Below are 23,580 nucleotides of genomic sequence, written 5' to 3'. Positions count from 1 at the left end.
CATGAAAATCAGGCTTAATAGTGTAAGTACCCGACTTTTTGTGGCTATTTTTGCTACCTGCCTGTTGTTAGTGGTGATCATGCACCAAGGTGTGCGTATGAGTTTCCAACATGGCTTTATTGATTATATTAAAGAAAACGATCAACAACGCCTCGAACTCGTCTCTGCGGCACTCGCTGATCAGTATGAAGAAACGGGTAACTGGCGCTTTCTCCTTAGTGATGAAAGGACATTCTTTCGCATTTTGAGATCGGTTGAGCATCAACAGCATCGTGGACCCATGCGCCAACGTTGGCGCACCATATTTTGGGTCTATGACACGCAAGATACTCTGATCTTTGGTCGGGACACCCCCTTACCGAACAAGGTACTCCGTGAGCCTATCATCATTAATAACGGTAATACTGTTGGCTGGTTAGTGGCGAGTTATGAAGATGGCATTAGCAGTGCACTGGACCGACGGTTTGATAGTAAACAAATGTATACTAGTTGGGTTATCGCTGGCTTATCACTATTTGTCGCACTGATAGCCACTATCTTTCTTGCCCGCAGCTTTTTAAAGCCTATCAAGCGCTTGTTAGAAGGTACCAACCAACTTGCCAATGGGGATTTTACCACTCGAGTACCTGATACAGGCCGTGATGAACTCGGCCAATTAGCAAAAGATTTTAACCATCTCGCTTCGACTCTTGAAAAAAACGAGCAAATGCGCCGTGATTATATGGCGGATATTTCCCATGAATTGCGCACACCGTTATCGGTGCTTCGTGGGGAACTTGAGGCCGTACAAGATGGCGTACGCCAAGCGACACCTGAAACCATTAATTCATTACTAAATGAAACTCAAACTTTAATTAAGTTAGTCAATGACCTGCACCAACTTTCCCTATCGGACAGGGGTTCGTTAGTTTACCGCAAGCAATCAACCGATATTATCCCATTGATTGAAATGGCTATTGGGCAAGCTCGTTGGCGCTTAGAAACAAGGCAATTAACCGTTGAAAAGCAATTAAGCGAACAAGCAATTATGTTTGCAGATCCAGACCGCATAACCCAATTGTTTTATAATTTAATGGAAAATAGCCTGCGTTATACCGACCCTCAAGGAAAAATAGTCATTAAGGTGACACAAGGCCCACATCAACTTTGTATTGTTTGGCAAGATAGTGCCCCCGGCTTAACCACTGAACAATGCCAGCACTTGTTTGAGCGTTTTTATCGTGCAGAAGGCTCACGAAATCGCGCAAGTGGTGGCTCCGGTTTAGGGCTTGCCATTTGCTATAATATTGTTGAAGCCCATAATGGGGAAATTACTGCCACCCCTTCTTCATTAGGCGGTGTAAAAATAACCATTAATTTACCTATTCAATCAAAGGATAAAGGCCGTGACCATGGTGGAAAATAGCAATTTGACCGTATTGATAGTGGAAGATGAACCTAAACTTGGGCAACTCCTTTATGATTACTTACAAGCTGCTAATTACCAGCCCGCGTTACTTTCGCGTGGTGATGAAGTGCTCCCTTACGTACAACAACATCAGCCCGCGCTCATTTTATTAGACCTGATGCTACCTGGCTTAGATGGTATTTCAATTTGCCGCGAATTACGTAAATTCAGTGATATCCCTATTATTATGGTCACCGCCAAAACAGAAGAAATAGACCGTTTATTAGGGCTAGAAATTGGCGCTGACGACTATATTTGTAAACCATTTAGCCCACGCGAAGTCGTTGCTCGTGTTAAAACGATTTTACGTCGCTGCCAACCTAACATTGTTCCGCCACAACACCAAACCAAACTGATTATTGATGAAAATGCATTTCAAGTTCGTTATGGCTCCCAGTTACTTGAGTTAACTCCTGCTGAATTTAGGTTACTGAAATTTATGTCTGATAATGCGGGAACGGTTTTTTCGCGCGACCAATTACTTGATATTTTGTATGACGATCACCGTGTTGTTACTGACCGTACTATCGATAGCCATGTAAAAAACTTACGCCGCAAATTAGAATCTCTTGATAGCGAAAAAACTTTTATACGTTCAATCTATGGTCTTGGTTATCGGTGGGATGAATACTAACCAATAGACATACTATTTTTGTGGGATATTTGGATTTTGACTGAAATAGAGTTAAAATCGCCATCCCTTAAAAACACTATCTCTCCCGAGTTAGTGCTGACTTGACATCAGATAGAGAATAACCATGTTTACACCAGAGCTTTTATCCCCTGCCGGTTCATTGAAGAACATGCGCTATGCCTTTGCTTATGGCGCAGATGCAGTATATGCAGGACAACCTCGTTATAGCTTACGCGTACGTAACAACGAGTTTAATCACGAAAACTTAGCCAAAGGTATCCAAGAAGCTCATGACCTTGGTAAGAAGTTTTATGTGGTCGTTAATATCGCCCCACATAATGCTAAATTAAAAACCTTTATTCGTGATTTAACCCCAGTCATTGAAATGGGCCCCGATGCGTTAATTATGTCAGACCCGGGTCTTATCATGATGGTACGCGAAGCCTTCCCTGCAATGGATATTCATTTATCCGTACAGGCCAATGCGGTTAACTGGGCATCGGTGAAATTTTGGCAACAAATGGGCTTAACACGCGTTATTTTATCCCGTGAATTATCACTCGAAGAAATTGCAGAAATCCGCCAGCAAGTCCCTGAAATCGAGCTTGAGGTTTTTGTCCACGGTGCATTATGCATGGCTTATTCTGGTCGTTGTTTGTTGTCTGGTTATATTAATAAGCGTGACCCAAATCAAGGCACATGCACTAATGCTTGCCGCTGGGAATATAAAGTTCAAGAAGGCAAAGAAGACGATGTCGGTAACATTGTTCATATCCATGAGCCGATCCCTGTCCAGAATGTCGCACCAACGCTGGGTGCTGGCGCACCAACCGATAAAGTCTTCATGATTGAAGAAGCTAAGCGCCCTGGGGAGTACATGACTGCCTTTGAGGATGAGCATGGTACTTATATCATGAACTCTAAAGACTTACGGGCGATTGAGCATGTTGAAAACCTCACTAAAATGGGTGTTCACTCGCTTAAAATTGAAGGTAGGACTAAGTCATTCTATTATTGTGCTCGAACAGCACAAGTTTATCGCCGTGCGATAGATGATGCTGTTGCCGGTAAACCTTTTGACCCGACTTTGCTCTCCACTTTAGAAGGGTTAGCACATCGCGGTTACACCGAAGGGTTCTTACGTCGCCATACTCATGACGCCTATCAAACCTACGAATATGGCTATTCCGTCTCCGACACCCAACAGTTTGTGGGTGAATTTACCGGTAAACGTGTTAATGGGTTAGCAGAAGTCGACGTTAAAAATAAATTTAGTGTCGGTGATAGCCTAGAAATAATGACACCTGCTGGCAATATTGTCTTTACCTTAGAAGCACTAACAAACCGCAAAGGTGACGCTGTTGAAGTCGCTCCGGGTAATGGTCATATTGTTTATCTACCAATTCCTGAAGATATCGACGTCAATTTTGGTTTATTGATCCGCAACCTTGCTGGTGCGACAACGCGAGACCCACATCAAACTCAGTCAGAAAACCACCTTGCGGGTTAGTTAGATAAAGATAGGTTTACTAAAGTATCCTATAATATACAAGCTAAGAATTTGAAGGTTATTTATTCAAATTCTTAGCTTTTTTTGCTAATAATACCGTTGTTCATTTCACTTTACATGCTCTTCTCATTTGATAATCATTCTCGTCATTGACATTTTCATTAAAAAGTGCACCTAATATCCAATTTTATGCAACAGATCACATCAATTGGCTATTCAATATCGTATAGTCACTCTCGAAAACGAAGAACTAGAAAGTCATAAAATAAGACTAGGAACCACCTCCTTGGCTGGCTCAATCTCCCTTGAGCTAGCCATTTCTTTTTTGTTATTTTTTCTCTTTCTCCTATAATGCTCTTGCTTTCTCTTTTTCTGTAACAAAATAAGCAAAACTCTTTTATACTTATTTTAAATATTAGCCGCATGGATAAATATTTATGAGTAAATATCAATCAGCTATGCTTATTCTTAATGGTAAACAATCTAATAACCCCGAATTACGCAAAGCAGTTGCTCACCTACGCGAAGAAGGCCATCAAATACAAGTGCGTATTCCGTGGGAAAAAACTGACACTCGCCAGTTTATCGCCCAAGGGATAGAAAAGGGTGTTGACACCATTATCGCGGCTGGAGGTGATGGCACCATTAATGCGGTTGCAAGCACGTTGATGCAATTCCCCTCAGAGACACGCCCTACTTTGGGTATACTCCCCATGGGGACGGCAAATGACTTTGCCACCAGCGCAAATATTCCTTTAGATGTTGAGGCCGCATTAGCACTTGCGATAAAAGGCAGGTCGGTCGCCATTGATATCATACGGGTTAATGAAAAGTATTATTTTCTTAACATGGCAACAGGCGGTTTTGGTACGCGGATCACCACAGAAACTCCCGAAGCGCTAAAATCTGCATTAGGCGGTGCGGCTTATGTCATTAATGGCCTATTTCGCCCTGACACTCTAAAAACAGATATTTGCCATATTGAAGGCAACAACTTTAGCTGGGAAGGCGAAACTTTAGTTATCGCTATTGGTAATGGCAAACAAGCAGGTGGAGGGCAACAACTTACCCCTCAAGCATTAATTAACGATGGTGCCCTTAATTTATTGATTATCCCTGCCAGAGACGTGATCCCCGCATTTTTCACCAATTTATTTTCAACCGATAAGAATGAGCATCTTATTGAAAAGAAACTATCATGGATTAAAATTTCCTCTCCCCATGACATGATACTAAACTTAGACGGTGAACCCCTTTCAGGGGATACATTTACGTTTAAAGTACAAGCTGGTGCAATACAATGCCGATTACCGCCGCAATGTAACTTATTAGCTTAATACAATGAATTAGCCCTTGAAGAAGGGCTTAGCAATCACCACCATGCATGGAAATGGTGTACAGGGCCGATCCCTGTTCCAACTTCCAAACTATCCGCTTTTTCTAACGCGGCCTGCAAATAGGCCTTTGCTTCTGTGACAGTCGTCTGCCAATCTGCATAACGAGGTCGTAATGCAGCTAATGCGGCGGACAATGTACACCCAGTACCATGGGTATTTTTCGTGTTAACACGAACAGAAGTAAACCGCCACTCACCTTCTGGGGTAATCAACCAGTCAGGGCTTTCTGCATCGCTTAAATGCCCGCCTTTCATTAATACCGCTTGGCAACCTTTTTGAAGTAACTTATAACCTTGAGCTAGCATTTGGCTTTCATTTTGCGCTATTTTTTCATCGAGCAATACAGCCGCTTCTGGCAAATTTGGTGTGATGAGTGAAACTAACGGAATTAACTGTTGCCTCAGTGAGTCAACCGCATCAGGTAGCAGTAATGGATCGCCACTTTTGGCTACCATTACAGTATCCAAAACAACATATGGAATATTATACTGTTTCAGAGCCTCAGCCACTACGGTGATGTTACGTTGATTAAACAACATACCAATCTTAGCGCTATCGATCCGGACATCACTAAGTACAGACTCTAACTGCGCTGCAACAAACTCAGCAGGCAAATCCTGTACTGATTGGACGCCTTTCGTATTCTGAGCCACTAATGCCGTCATCACACTGGTACCGTAGGCCTCTAATGCTGAGAAGGTTTTTAAATCGGCTTGAATACCTGCCCCACCAGATGGGTCTGTCCCAGCGATAGTTAATGCGTTGATCCTCATGAGTGCCCTCCTTTTTATGTGAAAGCGTATGAATGCAACAATCACATTCACGCTAGAAATCTATTAGCCGTTATCAGTTACTGGAAATGAGCTTAAAACCAGACAATAAATTGCCATGATTGTCTCATATCATTTAACAAATACCAGCAATTAGTGTGTGAAATTGAATGACTTAGATTTAAAAAAGGTATATCTCACATAAAAAGGATTAATTCATCTTATAAATATACGTTAGGTAAATAAATATTCCTAACACCACGGCGCTGAAGTTGCTGGGCAAAATCGTCTACTTGCACTTTGGTTGCTGACGGCCAATTAGCCGCTTCATTTTTTACACCATGTTGCTGAAATGCATTAATTTTTACCCGTGTATCCGTAGGAAGCCTAGTTAAAAAATTCGCTAATTCATCAATATGATGTAAATAATCTGTTTGCTGCGGAATAAATAATAGGCGCAATTCATACAATTTATTCGCTTCAGCCAGCAATTGAATACTTTGAAATACCCGTTGGTTATCTCTACCCGTTAACCGCAATGCACATTCATCACTCCATGCTTTCAGGTCTATCATTACACCATCCGTATATTCGATGACTTTGCGCCAGCCTGTAGAAGCAAGATGCCCATTACTGTCAATAAAGCAGGTTAAATGATTCAGTTCAGGTGAGTTTTTAATGGTTTTAAACAAATCAATAATAAAAGGCAACTGAGTGGTCGCCTCCCCGCCACTGACCGTGACGCCATTGAGGAAGGCAACATTTCTCGATAGGCTATTTATAGCATTATGAACACTAAGAACCGTGGTCATTGGGCTCGCGTTTTTACTGCAAGTCTGCAAACACGTATCGCAAAGCTGGCAAGCTACGTTATCCCAAACGACTTGACCATCAATGAGTGATAAAGCACCGTGGGGGCAAGTTACAACGCAGTCCCCACAGTGATCACAAATAGCCATGGTATAGGGGTTATGGCAGTTTAAGCACCGTAAATTACACCCTTGCAAAAATATGACTTGCCGATTACCGGGGCCATCCACGCAAGAAAAAGGAATAACCTTATTCAGTATAGCGCATCGATTGTTCATGGCTAATCACTCGTTGCTGACGGGCGGTAATATTACAATTCTTAGTCGCTTCTTCCCCTAACCACGTTGTATTACTTCTAGAGCCTTCCGTTTTATACTTTTCAATATCAGATAAACGCACCATGTACCCGGTGACACGGACTAAATCATTACTTGCTACGTTTGCGGTAAATTCACGCATTCCGCAGCTAAATGCCCCTTTGCATAGTTGTAATAGTGCTTGTGGATTTTGTTTGATAGTTTCATCGATAGTCAAAATATCGCTGATGCCAGATAAATAGTATTTGTGATGAGGTGCCACCGTTTGGATATGTGAAACTGGGTCTGGCTCTTCCCCATATGGAATACGCGCCCCAGGTGTGGTTCCAGTATCAGAGCTAATCCCTGATTGCGCATGCAGCATTGCTCGGTTTTTATAACCATATTTTACGGGGGTCGTTTCAACGAAATCCGCCAGTTGCTCACTAATTTGATAAGCTAGCGGTAATGCAGGGGAATCTGGTGCGTAATGCCCTTGAATTCCGTCTTTTTCCATCAAAATATTAACGGCTTCTGCTAATCCATAAATCCCAAACATCGGGGTAAAACGCTGCGGCTCAATTAACCCTTCATGCACAAGAAAACTGGTTTGGAAGAAATTAGATCCTTCAAATAAAAATGCACTACGCGTTTCGATTAACTCCATTTGCAATTCACAGTACTTTTTCAACTGGACAGTTAAAAAATCTGCCGCATTTTGGCTACGTAATGCAACTTCCCGTAAATTTAGCCGTACTAAAGTGCTACCACCACCCGCTATCGGTAGTGAGTTATAACAACTGACAATACCATAACCTAGGCCATCAAATGCCGCACTATGAATAATATCATTCGCAATATGTGGCTTACTACATTCACAAATATTTTCAATTACTTGAAGGAAAAGTGGTTCAGGGGTGCGCTGCGGGTGGTACACAAATGTTAAGTTCGGTGCAACTTGTTTTAACTCTGCGTCAATACGTAGAATCAAACGACAAATTAGGTTGTCATCTGGCCCAATATTCGCATGCATAAACGCATCCGGCAAAGTCCGGTCTAGCTGTATCCAAAATCGTTTTAATTTTGGATACAGCTGTTCCTCAGTAAGCTCGCCAACATAAGGCATCAATAGTTGGTCTAAATACCCAAGAAATACAGGGAAATTTGTTACCGACGGGACGTGATGATACACAATCATCAAGTGGTTTAATGCATCATCAAAATCCGCAGCAGGAGGAAGCTCTAAATAATCGGAACCTTGCTTAAGGTACTTAGCGTAATCAGGTAATACATAGCGAGGTTTATACGGCGCATTCCCTTCATACATATCGCAAATCACACCATTTTCTAATGCATCAGCTAAGGCTTGGCTGGTTGCTAGGTAAGGAATATGGCTATCCGCTTCTATCGCTAAAAAATTCGATTTTTGTTTAGGTGATAATATTTTATCCGTCGTAATCGCCAAACATTTGGCTTGATATTCAGTAAGTTGTTTCTGGCGCTTCATCATAGTGATGGTCCTCATTATTTAAGGCACTGATGGTTTTCCCTGCTACGTTCCAGAAATGATTACCACTAAAATGGTTAAAAATTACTATTTTATGAGACTCATCATCTGAAAAATCAAAGGAAAATCAGCCCTATCATCATTCACCTATTTGGCAGTTTGTATTTCCTATTTATAACTTCCATTTCATCCCATTGCGCCTACTGATTATTTGACATTCATCATGCTTTTTTGATTTGTTTACATCGTTTTTTCTATAAATGTCTACGCCATCTACATTATTAGCTGTATTCACTTATTTTCTTGAGATTACAAGTTGTTACTCACTCGCATTACGGGTGTCTCCTGCATTTTTTATCCCGTTTTCTACCACTTCTATCACTTGATACTTCGTCAATAGAATATCTATACTTAGTATTGATGCTTTTTTTAGGAAAATTGGACTCTTGGAATGGTTGTTTTATAAGCTAGAATTATACTTCATGTTAAATACCTATGGTTTTGGACCTTCAAAATTAAACCGTTTTGATATGGCTATTGAGTTATTCCCCTTAACAAGGCAATAAATACTATGATATTGCGTATATCTTAATTAAAATAATTAGGCTCAAAATTATTATAATAATGCTAGTTTTATGATTATTAGCGAGCTAATTGTCATTATTATATCTGCGATACAAAACTGGATTTACAATGAGAGTTTATAAAAATATACAATTTATGGTAAGCGCATCATTCGTTATAGGCGCTGCAATCAGCATACCATCGCCCGCGATTGCCGACGGTCAATCAACAAACTTATGGAACAAGTTTACCAACAACGTGAGTAACACATGGGACTCCGATAAATATGAACTCTATGTTCCTGCTGTCACGTGGCATAACCGTGCAATGTATGACAAAAAGAAAACAGACGAATACAACGAAAGGCCTTGGGGGTTTGGTCTGGGTAAGTATCGTTATGATGAGGATAATGATTGGCATGCTCTCTACGCAATGGCATTCAAAGATTCACATAATGACTGGGAACCGATTGCTGGATATGCATTTCAAAAAATGTGGGTTCCTGGAGACATAGATGGTTTTCGCATGGGGGCTGGTTTTACCTTGAGTGTCACTGCGCGTCGGGACATGTTTTATATTCCCATCCCAGCGCCACTTCCCTTAGTGTCAGTGGAATATGACAAGCTCTCACTGCAAGCTACTTATATCCCAGGGACCTATAATAACGGGAACGTCTTATTTGCTTGGTTACGTTGGCAATGGTAATTAACCCTTTTTAGTGACCTGATGAGATACCATAAAAAATGGCCGGAGATTTTTATCTGCCGGCCATTTATATATAAATCAATTAACTAAGCTTGCTCTGTTTGTTGTTTTTTAGCAAGCCCCTGCTTTTTAGCCCCAGAGAATTGGTAACCGACCCATAGAACGGCTATCCACAACGGAATAATTAATACCGAAATACGTAAGCCATCCATCGTCAAAATAATCCCTAGAATCAACAGCAAAAAGGCTAGGCACAGGTAATTACCAAATGGATACCAAATACTTTTGAACTTCGTTTCAATGCCCTGTTTATTCATTGCAGCTCTAAACTTCAAGTTTGACACACAAATCATAATCCAGTTAAGAACCAATGTGGTTACCACCAGAGACATCAATAATTCAAAAGCCTTACCTTCCATCAGGAAGTTAATTAAGATCCCACCTGAAGTTGCAATACCAGAAACAAGTAGAGCCATAACAGGGACACCACCCTTATTCACTTTTGAAAGGAATTTTGGCGCATTGTTTTGCTGCGCTAAGCCATACAACATACGGCTAGTCGCATATGCTCCACTGTTATACACGGAGAGTGCAGCTATTAAAATAACGACATTCAACGAGTTTGCGACCAGTAAATCACCTAACTCGTGGAAAATTAACACAAATGGGCTAGTCTTTCCGTCAAGGTCAACCCAAGGGTATAACGCTAACAACACCGCTAATGACCCAATATAGAAAATCAATATACGGTAAACCACTTGATTGATCGCTTTGGGTATACTTTTATCTGGGTTTTCTGCTTCAGCAGCCGTAATACCCACCAATTCCAAGCCACCAAACGAAAACATGATAATCGCAAGAGCCATAATTAGCCCATTAAAGCCATTCGCGAAGAAACCACCGTACTCCCACAAGTTACTGACTTTCGCCTGTGGCCCACCATGACCGCTTAATAATAAATAACAACCAAAGATGATCATGGCAATAACAGCAATAACTTTAATTAACGCAAACCAGAACTCTGTTTCACCATAAGAACGCACATTCACTAAATTGATGGCATTTACTGCGATAAAAAATACTGCGGCTGACACCCAAATAGGTAATTCAGGCCACCAATGTTGCATATATTTCCCTGCGGCAGTCAGTTCAGTCATCCCAACGAGGATAAACATCACCCAATAATTCCACCCAGACAGAAAGCCTGCAAAACCGCCCCAATATTTAAATGCGAAATGACTAAATGAACCTGCCACAGGCTCCTGAACTATCATTTCGCCCAACTGACGCATAATGAGAAAAGCAATAAACCCACATAATGCATAACCAAGTAAAACAGATGGCCCTGCCATTTGAATTGTTGTTGCAATCCCGAGGAATAACCCTGTACCAACAGCGCCTCCCAAAGCAATCAACTGGATATGCCTATTTTTTAATCCCCGCTTTAGCGTCTGTTGCTGTTGCGCCATAACTTTACCCTTTCGTCCTATTACTTGCTTTTTATCGTCCAAAATTATGATAATCGTACAAGTTTATTTGAATTTTCTTATTAACACTACATTCTTCTGGCTCTGTTTCACATTAATACAGCCCATCAGGAGGTGTTATTAGTTGTTTTTATTTTTCATCGTATTACATAACGATACTGGCAGAAAATTATCCCGACTCAATATCAAGTATTGTGCATTAAAAAGCAAATTCAAAATGGTAACAAGTCAGTTACACCGCAAATACCAAAAATAAAGTTTTCTCCCCCTTGATCGCAAAGGCTGTCCATCGCTAAAAGATAGAGAAAAAGGCAACTTAAGATGACGATAATAGCAATAAATATTTTACGACCAAACACCTAACATTCCTTCAAATATCAATGATGATTTTATTTTTCAAATGATTACAATGGTAAGGCGCGGTCGCTTTATCATTGACTGTGCTAATTACATTAGCTGCAATACATTCGCAGAATGAATACTACTCTAATTTGCGGTCACAAATTTGAGGAAAATAAGCAATTAACCTGTTTTTACAAAAATCTTGCTCATTTTAAGTACTATTGCCCGTTAACTTATTCTGATTGTGCTTTTTTTGCCCAAAAAATGAGAAATACCGCACAAGCAGCCTTTGTCATGGTGAAATGAAGTTGTGTATACTTCTGCTACCGTAAAACTAGAAATAATATAAGATGCCACAAGATAACCACTTAGCTCTTGTTTATGCTTTGAGTAAATGGATAGAAGAACACTTAGGACGCGTGATCCACTTAGAAGAACTCGCGGCTTACTCTGGCTATTCACTTTGGCATATGCAAAAAATTTTCAAAGAAGTCACCGGGATTTCACTAGGTAAATACATACGCCAACGCCGCCTTGCTGGTGCGGTTAACTTACTACGTAACAGCAACCAATCAATCTTCGATATCGCTTTGGATTTCGGTTTTGGTTCACAATCCCATTTTACGTACATGTTCCGTAAAGAGTATGGCATTACGCCGTTTGATTTCAGGCAAAATGAACAAATTCAGCTTGATGTCAAACAACCGTTGCACTTAACTGGTGATTATGAGTGAGTATGTTTTTATCGCATTAATTAAAAGCTTATTACTATTTTTAGTTTTAATGCCATAAAACATTGTCATTTCAATCGGTTTTCTGAACAGTCACATTGTCTTGTGTTCTGTTCGCCAGTATCTTCTTGCGGTCTTATACTCTTTATCACACCTGTTACATCGAGTTAGGTAATTTACATTCTAAATAATTGGAGTAAGGTACTGGGAGAAAAGTACTAATTTTAGGAGGCATTGGATGTCAATCAAACTGGTCGCCATTGATTTAGATGGCACGTTACTTAATTCCCAGCACCAAATATCTCCCGCAGTAAAAGACGCTATCAAGCAAGCACAACAAAAGGGTGTTCATATTGTCTTAGCATCAGGCCGCCCTTTCTCTGGCATATTCCCATACTTAAAAGAATTAGGTTTAAATAGCTCTGACAATTATTGTATTAGTAATAATGGTAGTGTTATCCATCAAGCAAATGATGGCAGCCACCTCATTGAAAACCTGCTAGATTTTGATGACTTCCAATATTTTGAAGAGCTGGCTAGAAATATCGGCGTTCACATGCATGCCCTCGCAGATAACTGTATGTTTACCACAAACCGTCATATTAGCCATTACACGGTTGCCGATGCTTATTTAACCAACACACCGCTGATATATAGCCCTGTTAATGAGATGGATAACTCGCTCGCTTTTACCAAGTTTATGATCATCGACCACCCAGAAAAACTGGAAGTCGGCATTAGCTATATCCCTGAGAATGTGTTTGATAGTTATTCATTAATCCGAACCAGCCCTTACTTTCTTGAAATATCGACAAAAACCTCAAGTAAAGGTGCCGCCTTACAATGTATTTGCGAAAAATTAGGAATCACACCCGACAAAGTGATGAGTATTGGCGATCAAAATAATGATATCCAAATGCTACAATATGCAAGTGTTTCAGTTGCGATGGCTAATGCTTTAGAGCCTATCCAGAAAATGGTAAAATTTGTCACAAATACAAATGATGAAGACGGTGTTGCTATCGCTATTAATAAGTTTATTAATGTCTAACTAGCTTAGAATTCATTGGCTTTACCAGCGCTCGCACGTCGCAAGCGCTGCGGTCTACTGCTCCTATACGCGCTTTTGTCGAGTCGCCCAAAAACAGACAATCGAACCAACTGTGACCATAAAAACACCCTGCCAAAAACTGAATGTCAATGCAGTACTCAATAATACTGAAGCGAAAGCTGTTGAAATAACAGGAGTAAAGTAAGAAAGTGTTCCTAAAAATGCCACATTGCCTTTAATCACAGCCAGTGTCCACAAGGCATTAGCTCCCCCTGTTGCAATAGCGGCAACGACTAAAAGCGAAATACTTTGGCTAGTAATAATAAATGGTGTTGGTGAGCTAAAAAAATAAAGCACCCATAAGCCGATTGAGGTCAAAATAAAAAATAGCACCATGCCATTATTGCCCCCCGAAATGCGCTTAGTCACATTACTATAAAAAGACCAAATAATCGCCCCGCTAAAGGCTAAAAAGTAACAAAGGGGGTTACTTTGAATATTTGCAAGAACAGCATTAATTGAAAGCGGTTGGTCCCCTGAAATAACCCAAACAAGCCCCATACAGGCTAAAATTAGCCCAATCGCTAATAATAGAGTGAAACGTTGCCGATTAAAAAAAACTGCGAGAGCAATTGTAAAACTTGGCCATAAATAATTCACCATACCCAGCTCAATCGCTTGTTGTCGACTGTTTGCTAACCCCAACGCTAAAACAAAACAAAGCTCATAGCATACAAATAGTATCGTTCCCCAAAATAAGTAGCGTTTAGGGTACTGCTTTATTTTTGGTACCCCCATTACAAGAACTAACACTATTGAGCCAATCGTATAAACGAGTGCAACACCACCAACAGGACCAAAGTTTTCACTTACACTGCGGATCAGCCCAACCATCGTACTCCATAATAAGATAGAAATGACCCCGTAAAACGTTGCAGCATACTGATTTAACTTCATAATATTCCCAGCTATTTAGTTCTAAAAATGTTTTATACCAAAAATGGTGGCGCTTAATATTTTAAAAAACCTTATAGCTCAAAGAATTATAATGCAAGATCTTTTACTGGTATTACGTTCTAATCGTACATAAAAAAATTCTTAGGATTCTCACCTAAGAATTTCATAATAAAGCTTTAACCACTAACGCGAAGATTCTTTTTCAACCCATTTATCAACCTGTTCTTTTTCCCAAATTCCTTCTTCAAATTGTTTTTTCAACTCAGGGTGCTGATTAATGTCAAAAGTGGGTATTTTCCCCGCCGCTAATTGCTGCTTATAATCTTTTGCTAATTTAAATGCGATACCCGATAACAAAAGAATAGCGATCAAATTTGTGATTGCCATCAGCCCCATTGACAAATCGGCTAATTTCCAAATAAATGGCATTTCTGCAAGAGCACCAAACATCACCATCCCCAATGCCGCCAAACGGAAAATAAACAATCCAGCCGTATGGTTATTCTCTAGAAAAATCATGTTACTTTCTGCATAAGCATAATTTGCAATTATCGAAGTAAAGGCGAAAAAGAAGATAGCAATCGCGATAAATGTGCTTCCCCAACTCCCGACTGCTGAAGATAGCGCTAACTGTGTCAATTCGATGCCATTAATTTTTTCGACACCACCATCGAGAACCCCTGAAGAAAGGATAATAATCGCAGTCGCGCTGCAAATCACTATCGTATCCATGAAAACACCGAGCATCTGTACATAGCCCTGCGAAGCAGGATGAGGGGGATAAGGTGACGCCGATGCAGCTGCATTTGGTGCTGACCCCATCCCTGCCTCATTCGAAAATAACCCACGTTGAATACCTTGAGTCATAGCCTGAGCAACACCATACCCAATCGCCCCACCAGCCGCCTCTTGTAGACCAAATGCATTTCTAATAATCAACATAAATACTTCAGGTAACCGCTCTATGTGGTGCCCCACAACCCAAAATGCCAATAATAAATAAGCTGTAGCCATAACAGGAACAACTAATTCAGCGACCTTAGCAATAGATTTTAACCCACCAAAAATAATAACGCCGCTTAATAAAACTAAACCAATTCCGACATAAACAGGATTAAAATCGAAAGCAACAGCCGTTGCTTGTGCAATAGAATTGGCTTGGACTGCATTAAAAACTAAACCAAATGCAATAATGAGGAAAATTGAAAACAATACCCCCATCCAACGCTGATTTAGCCCTTTTTGCATGTAATAAGAAGGCCCCCCACGGTAATTACCTTGGTCATCTTTAGTTTTATATAGTTGAGCTAAAGTACATTCAACAAATGAAGTTGCCATCCCCAGCAATGCGACAACCCACATCCAAAAAATAGCACCTGGTCCACCAGCGGTTAGCGCGATTGCTACTCCAGTTAAATTGCCCGTTCCGACTCTGGCTGCTAGGCTGGTACACAATGCTTGAAATGATGAAATACCTGCACTATCCGTCTGTTTACTATTTTTTAACACCCCAAACATATGCCTAAAATGCCTAATTTGGATAAAACCTGAGCGAATAGTAAAGTACAACCCTGCTCCCAACAGTAAATAAATGAGTAAATAACCCCAAATAAAATTAGTTAATGTGTTTATATGTTCTATCAAATCGCTCTCCTTTTTATTAAATTAACTAATAAAGAATTAGCTGCTAATTAGCACGCATCTACTCTTTATAATTATTAAAGAATAGAAAACAAAAAATAAAATAAAATATTTCTTTTTGTTTTTTGAAATTATATTTTTTTATCTTTAATGTAAATTTTTTTTCGATTTATTATTCATTCATTTTCTATTAATGGAGATTCCGAACTCATTTCTTTAGAGAAAATAGCAACAAAATTCTTTTAAAACAGACAGATAAAACACCCCTCCTCTATTTGACTTACAGAAAATCAAACGTTTGATTTTTAGCTTTTTTTTTAATCGCATAACTAATGAGATTAATAACTCCCGCTAACTTATTAGCAAGAAATGAATTTAAATACAATAACAGCTAACACGATTGCTTATAATTAAACGAGTCTGTTAAGCTATATTTATTTTTAATCTAAAATCAAAATTTAATAAATCATATCAACCAACCAATGAACAACCAGACCAATTCGTATCATCTAAATAAGATAGTTGATTATACTTTGTGTTAACAATAAACTGATTGAAATTTCGCTTTTTAGACAAGAGGTTAACATATGGAAATTACGATAAAGCTATCTGATGACTCTACATCTCAACTCTCAGAAAAATCATACCAAGCTTTTACAGATGAGCTAAAAGCCCGAGTTTTGGAAGTATATCCTGGTAGTTATTTGCTGATCACCCACGACAGTGGGCCAACAACTTTCCAAACTAATGGATTTCACGATGATAATAAAGTCCATATAGTGCTGCATGAACTTGTTGAAGATGTCTTAAAGCATGGGCACTGGTTACAGCAATAATTGATCAATAAGCCTTTTATTACATAGCCAGCTGTAACCTTAACAAAAGTGTTCAGCTGGTTAATTTTTTGATTTCAATTTGTGTAGCCTCAACTCACCCCTACCCTGATCGCAGTTTAAAGTCTGATCAAGGTCATACTTCTCCTTAACTTTTTTAAAATTATGGTAAATCGCTTTATTTTTTATCGTTATATGCTAAAGTATATAACGTAATTTTCATTTACATTGCTTTTGCTGATTATAGCGGCCAGTATTTATACTGGCTCTTTTTTATGAAATCATGCTATAAAGTTATCAATACCCCCCGTTTTAGGTCTAATCTGCTATAGTATTTCGCTGATACTGTATAGAGTTACTATTCATCGTGTGCAAAATAGAGGTATGATTATGAAGCGTTTATTACTGGCTTTTTGCCTGACTCCAGTCCTTGCTATGGCAGAAAATGCCCCTTTAAATATAAGCGAATTAGCCAATGATTATTGCGAAATCACCGGTCAAACGCTAAGTGAAGCATACAGCACTAACAAAACCAATAGTGAATTAACCCAAGCAACTATTGCTAAATTGAAAAGTGAGAATGTAGATCTGAAGCAATTAGAAACTCTTGAATCCGATCTTCGTCAAAACCTAGCCACTGCCATTGATGCTATACGCAGTAACAAATCTAATTTTGCTAACGAAGCAGATTTTCAAAAATCACTGAACGATTCAATCTCAGCTTGTAAACTACAAACTGAGCTATTATTAAATAAGTCTTAATTACTAGGCTAAAGTCAAAGAGCTCAAATTTCGCTTTGAGCTCTTTTTTGTTAATCTGTTTCTTTTTTAGAACACAATCTTTCTATTGAAAGTTGTAATTCCTGCGTTTCACTTATAATCAACTGTTCATGTTCAGAAAAACGCCCATCCTTGATGATAACATTTGCGACAAACGGCAAAGGGTTTTCTTGTGAAGGTAAATGATATTTCCCACACACACGGTAGTTTTCTCCCTCTTTAAACTCACCTTTTTGCATTATTTCAACATCATTAAACTCAATATTGTTTGCATTACCCAGCTTCGCTTCAACCAAACGTTGCGCCTCATTCTTAACATCAGAATCCCCGATACTGGTATAAGAATGGTAGCCAAACACACCAAGTGCTAACAACAGAACAATCAACAATTTTGTTTTTATACGTTTCAACGTACTACCCTTCTTCATTTATGACATTTGAGAATATTATAAATGCATCATATCAATTTTTGTGAACAATTTGAGCCTTTGATATTCACTGCCCTCAATACCGTTAAAAGTATGATAAAACCTGAAAGATAATGACAAAAACTCCTCACTTTTCAGATACACCAAAATTAATCGACAGAACTAATATTTTTCATATTAATATTTTTATATTTAGTATTGATAAAAAAAACATTTTATATTTTTTTTATCAGTTTTATACTGGTTACCCCTACTTATTATTTTCTAAGTCATTTATGAAAGAAAAAATTGTAAAAAATCTAGTTGATTTAACCTACGGTAACAACAATGATGTTAAAATAGCAGCAATTACCGCATTAGGTGATTATAAATGTTCAATTGAACAACAAGATGCAATCGATAGGTTATTAGTTTTATGTGATGATTATAATAAAGATATTGCTGTCGCCTCTATTATATCACTCAGCAAGCTAGCAAAATTTTTCTATGAAAAACAATAGAATAAAAAAACCAGAAATTACCCGATGAAAACATTAACTTTAACTTAATTGTTTTAACAATATATTTTCATTGTGAATAAATAATGGAAAAATATTGTCACAATAGTGATTTATTCATTTAGATAAGTAAATCCGATTGAACTAATTAAATATATTGGCAGAATGATAATTAATAAATATTCCAAAGGAGATAAGCCATGAATATATTAAAACCATTAATTATCAGTGCAAGTTTAATCGCTGTTAGTTTTTCTACATTTGCGTACCCTGGGGATGGCTACGGAAATGGTTCTTGGCACCGTGGTGGGTATCAAAATCAACAACAATATAATAATAGACCATGTGATAACTTTCGCCAATTTAACAATACCGGTCGTTATCAAGGAATGATGCAATATTCAACTGCTATCCAAACAACTCAGCCAGATGAAGCACTGAAAAAAATTGCAGTTGATGCCCCTAAAGGAGAAAACGGGAAACAATATATGGTCAAAGTCGCCGTTATTGAAATCACACCCAATACACCAGTCCAAGGCCAATAATGTTTTATATCAAGCCACCCCTTGATATAACTCGACTAGAAATATTTGCGGTGGTTCACACCGCATTTTTATCACTATGAGGGCCAATTTGTAACTACATAATTAATTATATTTGCATTACCAACATGAGCCCCTAAAAGCCAGCCATAATGCTATACACTTAAGTGCGTTATCAATATAGATAAAACCTGATCATTCCCTCAATCGCTAGGTGAATAAAAAATCAAAAAAAGCAAATAATTATTTACTTTAATGCGATTTTAAGTAACCTAACAGATTCAAAAATAATAATTTCAGGGAATAATCATGGATCGTCGTTCATTTCTTAAATCAACTTCATTGATTGCAGGTAGCATTGCAATTAATGCTTTTTCAAATCAATCTATTGCACAAACAAATAGCCCTGTTTTGCCTGACGAACAACATCCACTATTGCTTAATTTTAATGAAAATTCGTTAGGTATGTCAGTAAAAGCTAGAGAGGCAGTTATTAACGCACTACCGGGTGCATTTCGTTATCCAGATGCCGCACGTGCTGAACTCTTAACTAATATTGCAGAACTTTACCGTTTATCTGACAAGCACATCAGTATTGGTAACGGCTCATCAGAAATTATCCAAGCTGCTGTCGCAATGTTAGCAAACCGAGCCAACCAACGTGGAATAAAAATTCAATTAGTGACGCCGGACCCAACCTTTAATTATGCAGAACTTTACTCTCTTTCACTGGGTGTGAAAGTTACGAAAATCCCGCTAACCGCAGAGCTTGCTTTTGACTTAGCGAAAATGGAGCAAGCCACAAAAGATTTTGAAGGATTATCTATAGTTTATATTTGCAATCCCAATAACCCTACTGCGATGATTACACCTCACAATCAACTCGAAAAGTGGATGAATAGTCAGTCTGATAATTTATTTTTTATTGTCGATGAAGCTTATGCAGAATATGTTGAAGACCCTAATTTTACTAGCGCGATAGAATTAGTAAAAAAAGGTCAAAATAATTTAATTGTCACTCGTACATTTTCAAAAATATTCGCCTTAGCAGGCTTAAGAATTGGTTATGGTGTCGCTTCCCCAGCGACCATTGCTGCTGTTGATGAGTTTTTATCCATCGATAATACCAATACGGCAGGGGCTGTTGCTGCTATAGCGTCGTTAAAAGATAAACCATTTATCGCACATAGTCTTAAATCTAATAACACATCTCGCATTATAGTAGAAAAAGCGTTCAATGAATTAGGTTTGGAATATGCGCCTTCACAAGCCAATTTCATTTTTCATAAGGTTAACGGTGATGTGAAAACTTATCAACAACGTATGGCTGATGCTCATGTGATGGTTGGCCGCGAATTTCCTCCAATTATTGGGTGGAACAGGCTCACTCTAGGAACGCCAGAAGAAATGCTGCAATTTGTTGTTATATTAAAGCAATTTCATAAGAAAGGATGGGTTTAAATACTAAGCACCTATCGGATTCATGGGGCCTTTCGATTACTTTATTAATTAAAATGGCCCCTTAAAAATAAAAAAAGCTCCTGCAAAAATAAGAATAAAACCAATCACATGGTTAACCGTAAAACTTTCTCCCAAATACAATACTGAGAATAGAACGAAAACACAGAGCGTTATTACCTCTTGCATCGTTTTCAATTCAGCCGCAGTATAATATTGATGCCCTAGCCGATTGGCTGGTACGGCGAAACAATATTCTACCAATGCAATTAACCAACTAAAAAAAATGACTATATACAACGGCTTCGTTGTAAATTTCAAATGACCATACCAAGCAAACATCATAAATACATTTGAAATTACGAGTAAAAATACGGGGTAAAGTTTAGTTAGCATTCTATTTTAATAAGCCAGAAATTTGAGGCCGCTATTATGAGTTGAATAACATCACATTACAATCTTATCCCACCCAAAGCGTTTTATTCCATCTGCCCAAACCTATTTTCCCCTGTTAGAGGTAATAATGAAGATTAAATATGAATTAATGACACAAGCAGATTGCCCTGAAGTTGCAATATTATTACAAGCTAATGCCGAATCTCAGCAAGGTGGTCTTTTAGGGGAGTACCCATTACCCAAAGTGGGTGCAATGTATGCCAATAGCTTATCAACATTTGTTGCACGTGACGCTGAAAAAATTATTGGCGTTGTATTTAGCTTTGCCAGCACATCTACCGCATTACCCCCTATCGCCCATTTAATTCTTGAACAAAACAGTGGGCTAATGAATGGCAATTGGTTCTATGGCCCTGTATGTATTGATATTAATTATAGAGGAAACAATATTCTCAAATCTCTTTACGACAACATATGTGCTTTCAATACCGGAAAACCTGTGGCTTTCATCAATGCGGCTAACCACAGGTCTCTTGCCGCACATTTAAAAATAGGTATGCATAACGTTGCCAGTTTTGACTTTCAGGGGACGCACTATTATCTCGTAATAGGAAATTAAATTGTACTAATTGGTACACTTTTTTGTTTCAGTTTTTCCGTCTATCTATTACACTAGAACAAATTATTGTATTTTGGAGTACACTTTATGATTGATATCATAACTACAAACCAACAAGCTTGGGATAAACAAGCAGAATTACAATTAGCTTGGTCAACTCCTGTTGACTCACAGACTATTAATGACGCTAAACAAGGGAAATGGAAAGTCTATCTTACACCTAGCCCCGTTGATGAAACTTGGTTAGGCAATATTAAAGGTCAGAAGATCCTGTGTTTAGCCTCCGCAGGGGGGCAACAGGCCCCTGTATTAGCAGCTGCTGGGGCAGATGTCACTGTTTTCGATTTATCTCAAAAGCAACTTGAAAAAGACCAAAAAGTCGCCGAAAGAGATAACTTAACATTGAAAACAGTTCAAGGGGATATGCGCTCATTAGATATTTTTGCGAATGAAACATTTGATATAATATTCCATCCCATCTCTAATCTGTATATTCCGGACGTTACACCTGTTTGGCAGGAGTGTTATCGCATTTTAAAACCTAATGGCCGGTTATTATCCAGTTTCTTTAATCCAATAGTTTTTGTTGGAGAACGAAATAAACATTACGATGAACAAGGTATTATTAAACCATCCTATAAGATGCCATTTTCTGAGCTAGCCACCTTATCCTCCGAACAAATAGCACAAAAACAAGCTAACCAAGACGCTTTTGTCTTTGGTCACTCATTAACTGATTTAATTGGCGGGCAACTGAAAGTAGGTTTTCATATTGTGGGCTTTGAAGAAGACTGGCAACCCAACCCACGGTTTGTTATTGATAATTATTTGCCAACTTTTTTAGCCACTATGGCCATCAAAACAAATTAGCTTTACAAGAACTCGTTAACTTACCGTTAACGAGCAATAGGATGCTAAGCTCTATGGCAGTATCTATCCCATACTGCCTCAAATTGTTCAGGGGGGATTATATCATCTGTTTTTTCTACGAAAGGAATAGATACCATCACCTTCCCAGCTCTATTTTTATGTAAGCGTATAATAAATCTTTTATACCCATGAGGTAGCTCATTCTCAAAGCCAAAAACCTCACCGCAGTAATAACCTGTTTCGTCCCCTTCATCACTTTTTGTTAATACATAGTACTGAACATTTTTATAATTTGCCGCTGATGGGTAAGCAAGAAAATCCTCGACAGAGCTTTTTACTCGACTTTCAGTATCTAATTCAGGATCTAATGCGAGTTCTGTCATAATACCCGCAATATACGCACAACCAGCGACTAATAGTAAAACTAAGGATCTTAATAACATTTTTATCTTAAAGCTCTATGGAGAACACTGCATATCATTATAGTTTAGCCTTAATATTTTGCGACTCTTAAAATCATGGAATTCTTTTTTTCACATAATACACTAAATATAGGAACCTTATGTCAATATATTTAAATAACCTAGTGGCTATTTTTAATATAATTCACTGAGCAAGTTGCCATATATAAACTAATATTATCGCTGTAATTACCCATACAACCGTAGCAAGACTTAAGCTTGCCAAGGCCGTCATTTTAGTTGCAAACAAATACACGGTTAATAAGTACATTGCATAAGGGATGAGAGACCATAAGCCAAATAAAGCTATTTTTTTTAGCGCTTCCGTTCCTTGTTCTTGTACCACAATAACATGAGCTATTAAGGCAAATGTAGGAAATAAAGGAACTAATCCAGCAATATAATAAATTTTACTACGAGATAATAACGCAATAATTAGCACCGCTAAAGCACCTAAAATGCATTTAAAAAATAATGACAACATAAGACACTCAAAAGTTAAATTAAGCTTAGAATGTGATTATCTTCGATTAAAAGAATGATAACTACATTCTAGCTACCAATAATGCACAAATTATTTGCCTTTTGTAACACCACTCCTCCTGCATGCGTAAAAACACTTATTTTTTATTCAATTTTATGAGCTAAGTCAAATTGTTGAATATAAAGTATCCGGAATTGGTGCCGATACATTCAATTAGTCCCTACGCCTGATGCTTTCGCGTGACTACATATAACTTTTTAGCTATCGGACTGCTTGAATATGCTCGAGGTTAACAACGTTATGTTTAGAAGTCGGAATTTGTATGTGTGCAAACATACTACTCGATGGTATGAAAGGAAATAA

At 38.4% G+C, this 23,580-nt stretch carries 25 protein-coding genes; 14 read left to right on the top strand and 11 right to left on the bottom strand.

Going from position 1 to position 23,580, the window contains the following annotated elements; genetic code table 11:
• Position 1 precedes the first annotated feature (1 nt).
• The 4 genes from baeS (at position 2) to yegS (ending at position 4,928) form a co-directional block, all read left to right on the top strand.
• The gene (gene baeS / locus ACPEH5_RS17545) at positions 2–1,405 is read left to right on the top strand and encodes a two-component system sensor histidine kinase BaeS (RefSeq protein WP_042843523.1); all 1,404 of its coding nucleotides are present in this window, start codon (positions 2–4) and stop codon (positions 1,403–1,405) included.
• Positions 1,392–2,081, top strand: coding sequence for a two-component system response regulator BaeR (gene baeR / locus ACPEH5_RS17540; RefSeq protein ID WP_042843521.1), 690 nt, complete (start codon positions 1,392–1,394; stop codon positions 2,079–2,081). The genes baeS and baeR overlap by 14 nt, the downstream gene beginning before the upstream one ends.
• A 124-nt stretch (positions 2,082–2,205) precedes the next feature.
• Positions 2,206–3,591: a tRNA 5-hydroxyuridine modification protein YegQ gene (gene yegQ, locus ACPEH5_RS17535; RefSeq protein WP_042843520.1), complete on the top strand. Its 1,386-nt coding sequence runs from the start codon at positions 2,206–2,208 to the stop codon at positions 3,589–3,591.
• Between the two features lie 437 nt (positions 3,592–4,028).
• The gene (gene yegS, locus ACPEH5_RS17530; protein WP_210814382.1) at positions 4,029–4,928 is read left to right on the top strand and encodes a lipid kinase YegS; all 900 of its coding nucleotides are present in this window, start codon (positions 4,029–4,031) and stop codon (positions 4,926–4,928) included.
• 35 nt (positions 4,929–4,963) lie between these two features.
• Here the strand turns inward: yegS and thiD are convergent, their stop codons facing one another.
• From thiD to ACPEH5_RS17515, 3 genes are all read right to left on the bottom strand, one after another.
• A complete protein-coding gene (gene thiD, locus ACPEH5_RS17525; RefSeq protein WP_071548152.1) occupies positions 4,964–5,761 on the bottom strand; it encodes a bifunctional hydroxymethylpyrimidine kinase/phosphomethylpyrimidine kinase in 798 nt (265 codons plus the stop codon).
• Between the two features lie 218 nt (positions 5,762–5,979).
• Positions 5,980–6,846, bottom strand: a complete 867-nt coding sequence (locus ACPEH5_RS17520; protein ID WP_210814381.1) for a YjjW family glycine radical enzyme activase — start codon at positions 6,844–6,846, stop codon at positions 5,980–5,982.
• Complete coding sequence (locus ACPEH5_RS17515) at positions 6,818–8,374, bottom strand: YjjI family glycine radical enzyme (protein ID WP_094301208.1); 1,557 nt, start codon at positions 8,372–8,374, stop codon at positions 6,818–6,820. Before ACPEH5_RS17515 ends, ACPEH5_RS17520 begins: the two co-directional genes overlap by 29 nt.
• Before the next feature lie 690 nt (positions 8,375–9,064).
• Here ACPEH5_RS17515 and pagP point away from each other — a divergent pair.
• Positions 9,065–9,640 carry a lipid IV(A) palmitoyltransferase PagP gene (gene pagP, locus ACPEH5_RS17510; RefSeq protein ID WP_042843516.1) on the top strand — a complete coding sequence of 192 codons (576 nt, stop codon included), beginning with the start codon at positions 9,065–9,067 and terminating at the stop codon, positions 9,638–9,640.
• Between the two features lie 86 nt (positions 9,641–9,726).
• On the opposite strand, the gene ACPEH5_RS17505 is transcribed toward pagP, so the two are convergent.
• Positions 9,727–11,109: an amino acid permease gene (locus tag ACPEH5_RS17505; RefSeq protein ID WP_042843515.1), complete on the bottom strand. Its 1,383-nt coding sequence runs from the start codon at positions 11,107–11,109 to the stop codon at positions 9,727–9,729.
• A gap of 230 nt (positions 11,110–11,339) precedes the next feature.
• Positions 11,340–11,471: a PhoP/PhoQ regulator MgrB gene (gene mgrB, locus ACPEH5_RS17500; RefSeq protein WP_370661207.1), complete on the bottom strand. Its 132-nt coding sequence runs from the start codon at positions 11,469–11,471 to the stop codon at positions 11,340–11,342.
• A gap of 348 nt (positions 11,472–11,819) precedes the next feature.
• On the opposite strand from mgrB, the gene ACPEH5_RS17495 reads away from it, so the two are divergent.
• Complete coding sequence (locus tag ACPEH5_RS17495) at positions 11,820–12,203, top strand: helix-turn-helix domain-containing protein (protein WP_042843512.1); 384 nt, start codon at positions 11,820–11,822, stop codon at positions 12,201–12,203.
• Between the two features lie 235 nt (positions 12,204–12,438).
• Positions 12,439–13,251, top strand: coding sequence for a sugar-phosphatase (gene yidA / locus ACPEH5_RS17490; RefSeq protein WP_166686898.1), 813 nt, complete (start codon positions 12,439–12,441; stop codon positions 13,249–13,251).
• A gap of 63 nt (positions 13,252–13,314) precedes the next feature.
• Here yidA and yddG read toward each other — a convergent pair whose 3' ends face one another.
• Together yddG and ACPEH5_RS17480 are read right to left on the bottom strand one after the other, a co-directional pair.
• Positions 13,315–14,208, bottom strand: a complete 894-nt coding sequence (gene yddG / locus ACPEH5_RS17485) for an aromatic amino acid DMT transporter YddG (RefSeq protein WP_129465996.1) — start codon at positions 14,206–14,208, stop codon at positions 13,315–13,317.
• 183 nt (positions 14,209–14,391) lie between these two features.
• Positions 14,392–15,852: an alanine/glycine:cation symporter family protein gene (locus tag ACPEH5_RS17480; protein ID WP_042843507.1), complete on the bottom strand. Its 1,461-nt coding sequence runs from the start codon at positions 15,850–15,852 to the stop codon at positions 14,392–14,394.
• Positions 15,853–16,436: 584 nt separating this feature from the next.
• On the opposite strand from ACPEH5_RS17480, the gene ACPEH5_RS17475 reads away from it, so the two are divergent.
• Positions 16,437–16,685 carry a DinI-like family protein gene (locus tag ACPEH5_RS17475; RefSeq protein WP_042843506.1) on the top strand — a complete coding sequence of 83 codons (249 nt, stop codon included), beginning with the start codon at positions 16,437–16,439 and terminating at the stop codon, positions 16,683–16,685.
• 387 nt (positions 16,686–17,072) lie between these two features.
• Positions 17,073–17,444 (top strand): hypothetical protein, encoded by a 372-nt coding sequence (locus ACPEH5_RS17470; RefSeq protein WP_042843505.1) that lies wholly within the window; start codon positions 17,073–17,075, stop codon positions 17,442–17,444.
• Between the two features lie 50 nt (positions 17,445–17,494).
• Here ACPEH5_RS17470 and ACPEH5_RS17465 read toward each other — a convergent pair whose 3' ends face one another.
• Entirely contained in the window at positions 17,495–17,872 is a 378-nt protein-coding gene (locus ACPEH5_RS17465) for a hypothetical protein (RefSeq protein WP_272663681.1), read from the bottom strand.
• A 293-nt stretch (positions 17,873–18,165) separates the two neighbouring features.
• Between ACPEH5_RS17465 and ACPEH5_RS17460 the strand changes: the two genes are divergently transcribed.
• The 3 genes from ACPEH5_RS17460 to ACPEH5_RS17450 all read left to right on the top strand — a co-directional run bounded on the left by ACPEH5_RS17460 (position 18,166) and on the right by ACPEH5_RS17450 (position 20,390).
• Complete coding sequence (locus ACPEH5_RS17460) at positions 18,166–18,390, top strand: HEAT repeat domain-containing protein (protein WP_042844310.1); 225 nt, start codon at positions 18,166–18,168, stop codon at positions 18,388–18,390.
• Between the two features lie 197 nt (positions 18,391–18,587).
• A complete protein-coding gene (locus ACPEH5_RS17455) occupies positions 18,588–18,932 on the top strand; it encodes a hypothetical protein (RefSeq protein ID WP_042843503.1) in 345 nt (114 codons plus the stop codon).
• Between the two features lie 306 nt (positions 18,933–19,238).
• The gene (locus tag ACPEH5_RS17450; protein WP_048607374.1) at positions 19,239–20,390 is read left to right on the top strand and encodes a pyridoxal phosphate-dependent aminotransferase; all 1,152 of its coding nucleotides are present in this window, start codon (positions 19,239–19,241) and stop codon (positions 20,388–20,390) included.
• A 48-nt stretch (positions 20,391–20,438) separates the two neighbouring features.
• On the opposite strand, the gene ACPEH5_RS17445 is transcribed toward ACPEH5_RS17450, so the two are convergent.
• Entirely contained in the window at positions 20,439–20,783 is a 345-nt protein-coding gene (locus tag ACPEH5_RS17445; protein WP_042843501.1) for a DMT family protein, read from the bottom strand.
• A 127-nt stretch (positions 20,784–20,910) separates the two neighbouring features.
• Between ACPEH5_RS17445 and ACPEH5_RS17440 the strand changes: the two genes are divergently transcribed.
• Together ACPEH5_RS17440 and ACPEH5_RS17435 are read left to right on the top strand one after the other, a co-directional pair.
• On the top strand, positions 20,911–21,402 hold the full coding sequence (locus ACPEH5_RS17440) for a hypothetical protein (protein ID WP_042843500.1): 492 nt from the start codon (positions 20,911–20,913) through the stop codon (positions 21,400–21,402).
• A gap of 87 nt (positions 21,403–21,489) precedes the next feature.
• Positions 21,490–22,272 carry a class I SAM-dependent methyltransferase gene (locus ACPEH5_RS17435; protein ID WP_129465998.1) on the top strand — a complete coding sequence of 261 codons (783 nt, stop codon included), beginning with the start codon at positions 21,490–21,492 and terminating at the stop codon, positions 22,270–22,272.
• 44 nt (positions 22,273–22,316) lie between these two features.
• On the opposite strand, the gene ACPEH5_RS17430 is transcribed toward ACPEH5_RS17435, so the two are convergent.
• Positions 22,317–22,715 (bottom strand): hypothetical protein, encoded by a 399-nt coding sequence (locus tag ACPEH5_RS17430; RefSeq protein ID WP_042843498.1) that lies wholly within the window; start codon positions 22,713–22,715, stop codon positions 22,317–22,319.
• A 163-nt stretch (positions 22,716–22,878) separates the two neighbouring features.
• Positions 22,879–23,217, bottom strand: a complete 339-nt coding sequence (locus ACPEH5_RS17425) for a GlpM family protein (protein ID WP_129465999.1) — start codon at positions 23,215–23,217, stop codon at positions 22,879–22,881.
• Between the last annotated feature and the right edge of the window lie 363 nt (positions 23,218–23,580).

It is taken from the genome of Providencia sp. NPDC089933 (assembly GCF_049545585.1).
Lineage (GTDB): Bacteria > Pseudomonadota > Gammaproteobacteria > Enterobacterales > Enterobacteriaceae > Providencia > Providencia huashanensis.
This window is presented reverse-complemented; position numbering and strand designations above follow the sequence as displayed.

What these genes read in the sequence shown, in the direction of transcription:
- baeS (WP_042843523.1), top strand. Translation starts at nt 2, where the DNA reads ATGAAAATCAGGCTTAATAGTGTAAGTACCCGACTTTTTGTGGCTATT.
- baeR (WP_042843521.1), top strand. Translation starts at nt 1,392, where the DNA reads ATGGTGGAAAATAGCAATTTGACCGTATTGATAGTGGAAGATGAACCT.
- yegQ (WP_042843520.1), top strand. Translation starts at nt 2,206, where the DNA reads ATGTTTACACCAGAGCTTTTATCCCCTGCCGGTTCATTGAAGAACATG.
- yegS (WP_210814382.1), top strand. Translation starts at nt 4,029, where the DNA reads ATGAGTAAATATCAATCAGCTATGCTTATTCTTAATGGTAAACAATCT.
- thiD (WP_071548152.1), bottom strand. Translation starts at nt 5,761, where the DNA reads ATGAGGATCAACGCATTAACTATCGCTGGGACAGACCCATCTGGTGGG.
- ACPEH5_RS17520 (WP_210814381.1), bottom strand. Translation starts at nt 6,846, where the DNA reads ATGAACAATCGATGCGCTATACTGAATAAGGTTATTCCTTTTTCTTGC.
- ACPEH5_RS17515 (WP_094301208.1), bottom strand. Translation starts at nt 8,374, where the DNA reads ATGATGAAGCGCCAGAAACAACTTACTGAATATCAAGCCAAATGTTTG.
- pagP (WP_042843516.1), top strand. Translation starts at nt 9,065, where the DNA reads ATGAGAGTTTATAAAAATATACAATTTATGGTAAGCGCATCATTCGTT.
- ACPEH5_RS17505 (WP_042843515.1), bottom strand. Translation starts at nt 11,109, where the DNA reads ATGGCGCAACAGCAACAGACGCTAAAGCGGGGATTAAAAAATAGGCAT.
- ACPEH5_RS17495 (WP_042843512.1), top strand. Translation starts at nt 11,820, where the DNA reads ATGCCACAAGATAACCACTTAGCTCTTGTTTATGCTTTGAGTAAATGG.
- yidA (WP_166686898.1), top strand. Translation starts at nt 12,439, where the DNA reads ATGTCAATCAAACTGGTCGCCATTGATTTAGATGGCACGTTACTTAAT.
- yddG (WP_129465996.1), bottom strand. Translation starts at nt 14,208, where the DNA reads ATGAAGTTAAATCAGTATGCTGCAACGTTTTACGGGGTCATTTCTATC.
- ACPEH5_RS17475 (WP_042843506.1), top strand. Translation starts at nt 16,437, where the DNA reads ATGGAAATTACGATAAAGCTATCTGATGACTCTACATCTCAACTCTCA.
- ACPEH5_RS17470 (WP_042843505.1), top strand. Translation starts at nt 17,073, where the DNA reads ATGAAGCGTTTATTACTGGCTTTTTGCCTGACTCCAGTCCTTGCTATG.
- ACPEH5_RS17460 (WP_042844310.1), top strand. Translation starts at nt 18,166, where the DNA reads ATGAAAGAAAAAATTGTAAAAAATCTAGTTGATTTAACCTACGGTAAC.
- ACPEH5_RS17455 (WP_042843503.1), top strand. Translation starts at nt 18,588, where the DNA reads ATGAATATATTAAAACCATTAATTATCAGTGCAAGTTTAATCGCTGTT.
- ACPEH5_RS17450 (WP_048607374.1), top strand. Translation starts at nt 19,239, where the DNA reads ATGGATCGTCGTTCATTTCTTAAATCAACTTCATTGATTGCAGGTAGC.
- ACPEH5_RS17445 (WP_042843501.1), bottom strand. Translation starts at nt 20,783, where the DNA reads ATGCTAACTAAACTTTACCCCGTATTTTTACTCGTAATTTCAAATGTA.
- ACPEH5_RS17440 (WP_042843500.1), top strand. Translation starts at nt 20,911, where the DNA reads ATGAAGATTAAATATGAATTAATGACACAAGCAGATTGCCCTGAAGTT.
- ACPEH5_RS17435 (WP_129465998.1), top strand. Translation starts at nt 21,490, where the DNA reads ATGATTGATATCATAACTACAAACCAACAAGCTTGGGATAAACAAGCA.
- ACPEH5_RS17430 (WP_042843498.1), bottom strand. Translation starts at nt 22,715, where the DNA reads ATGTTATTAAGATCCTTAGTTTTACTATTAGTCGCTGGTTGTGCGTAT.
- ACPEH5_RS17425 (WP_129465999.1), bottom strand. Translation starts at nt 23,217, where the DNA reads ATGTTGTCATTATTTTTTAAATGCATTTTAGGTGCTTTAGCGGTGCTA.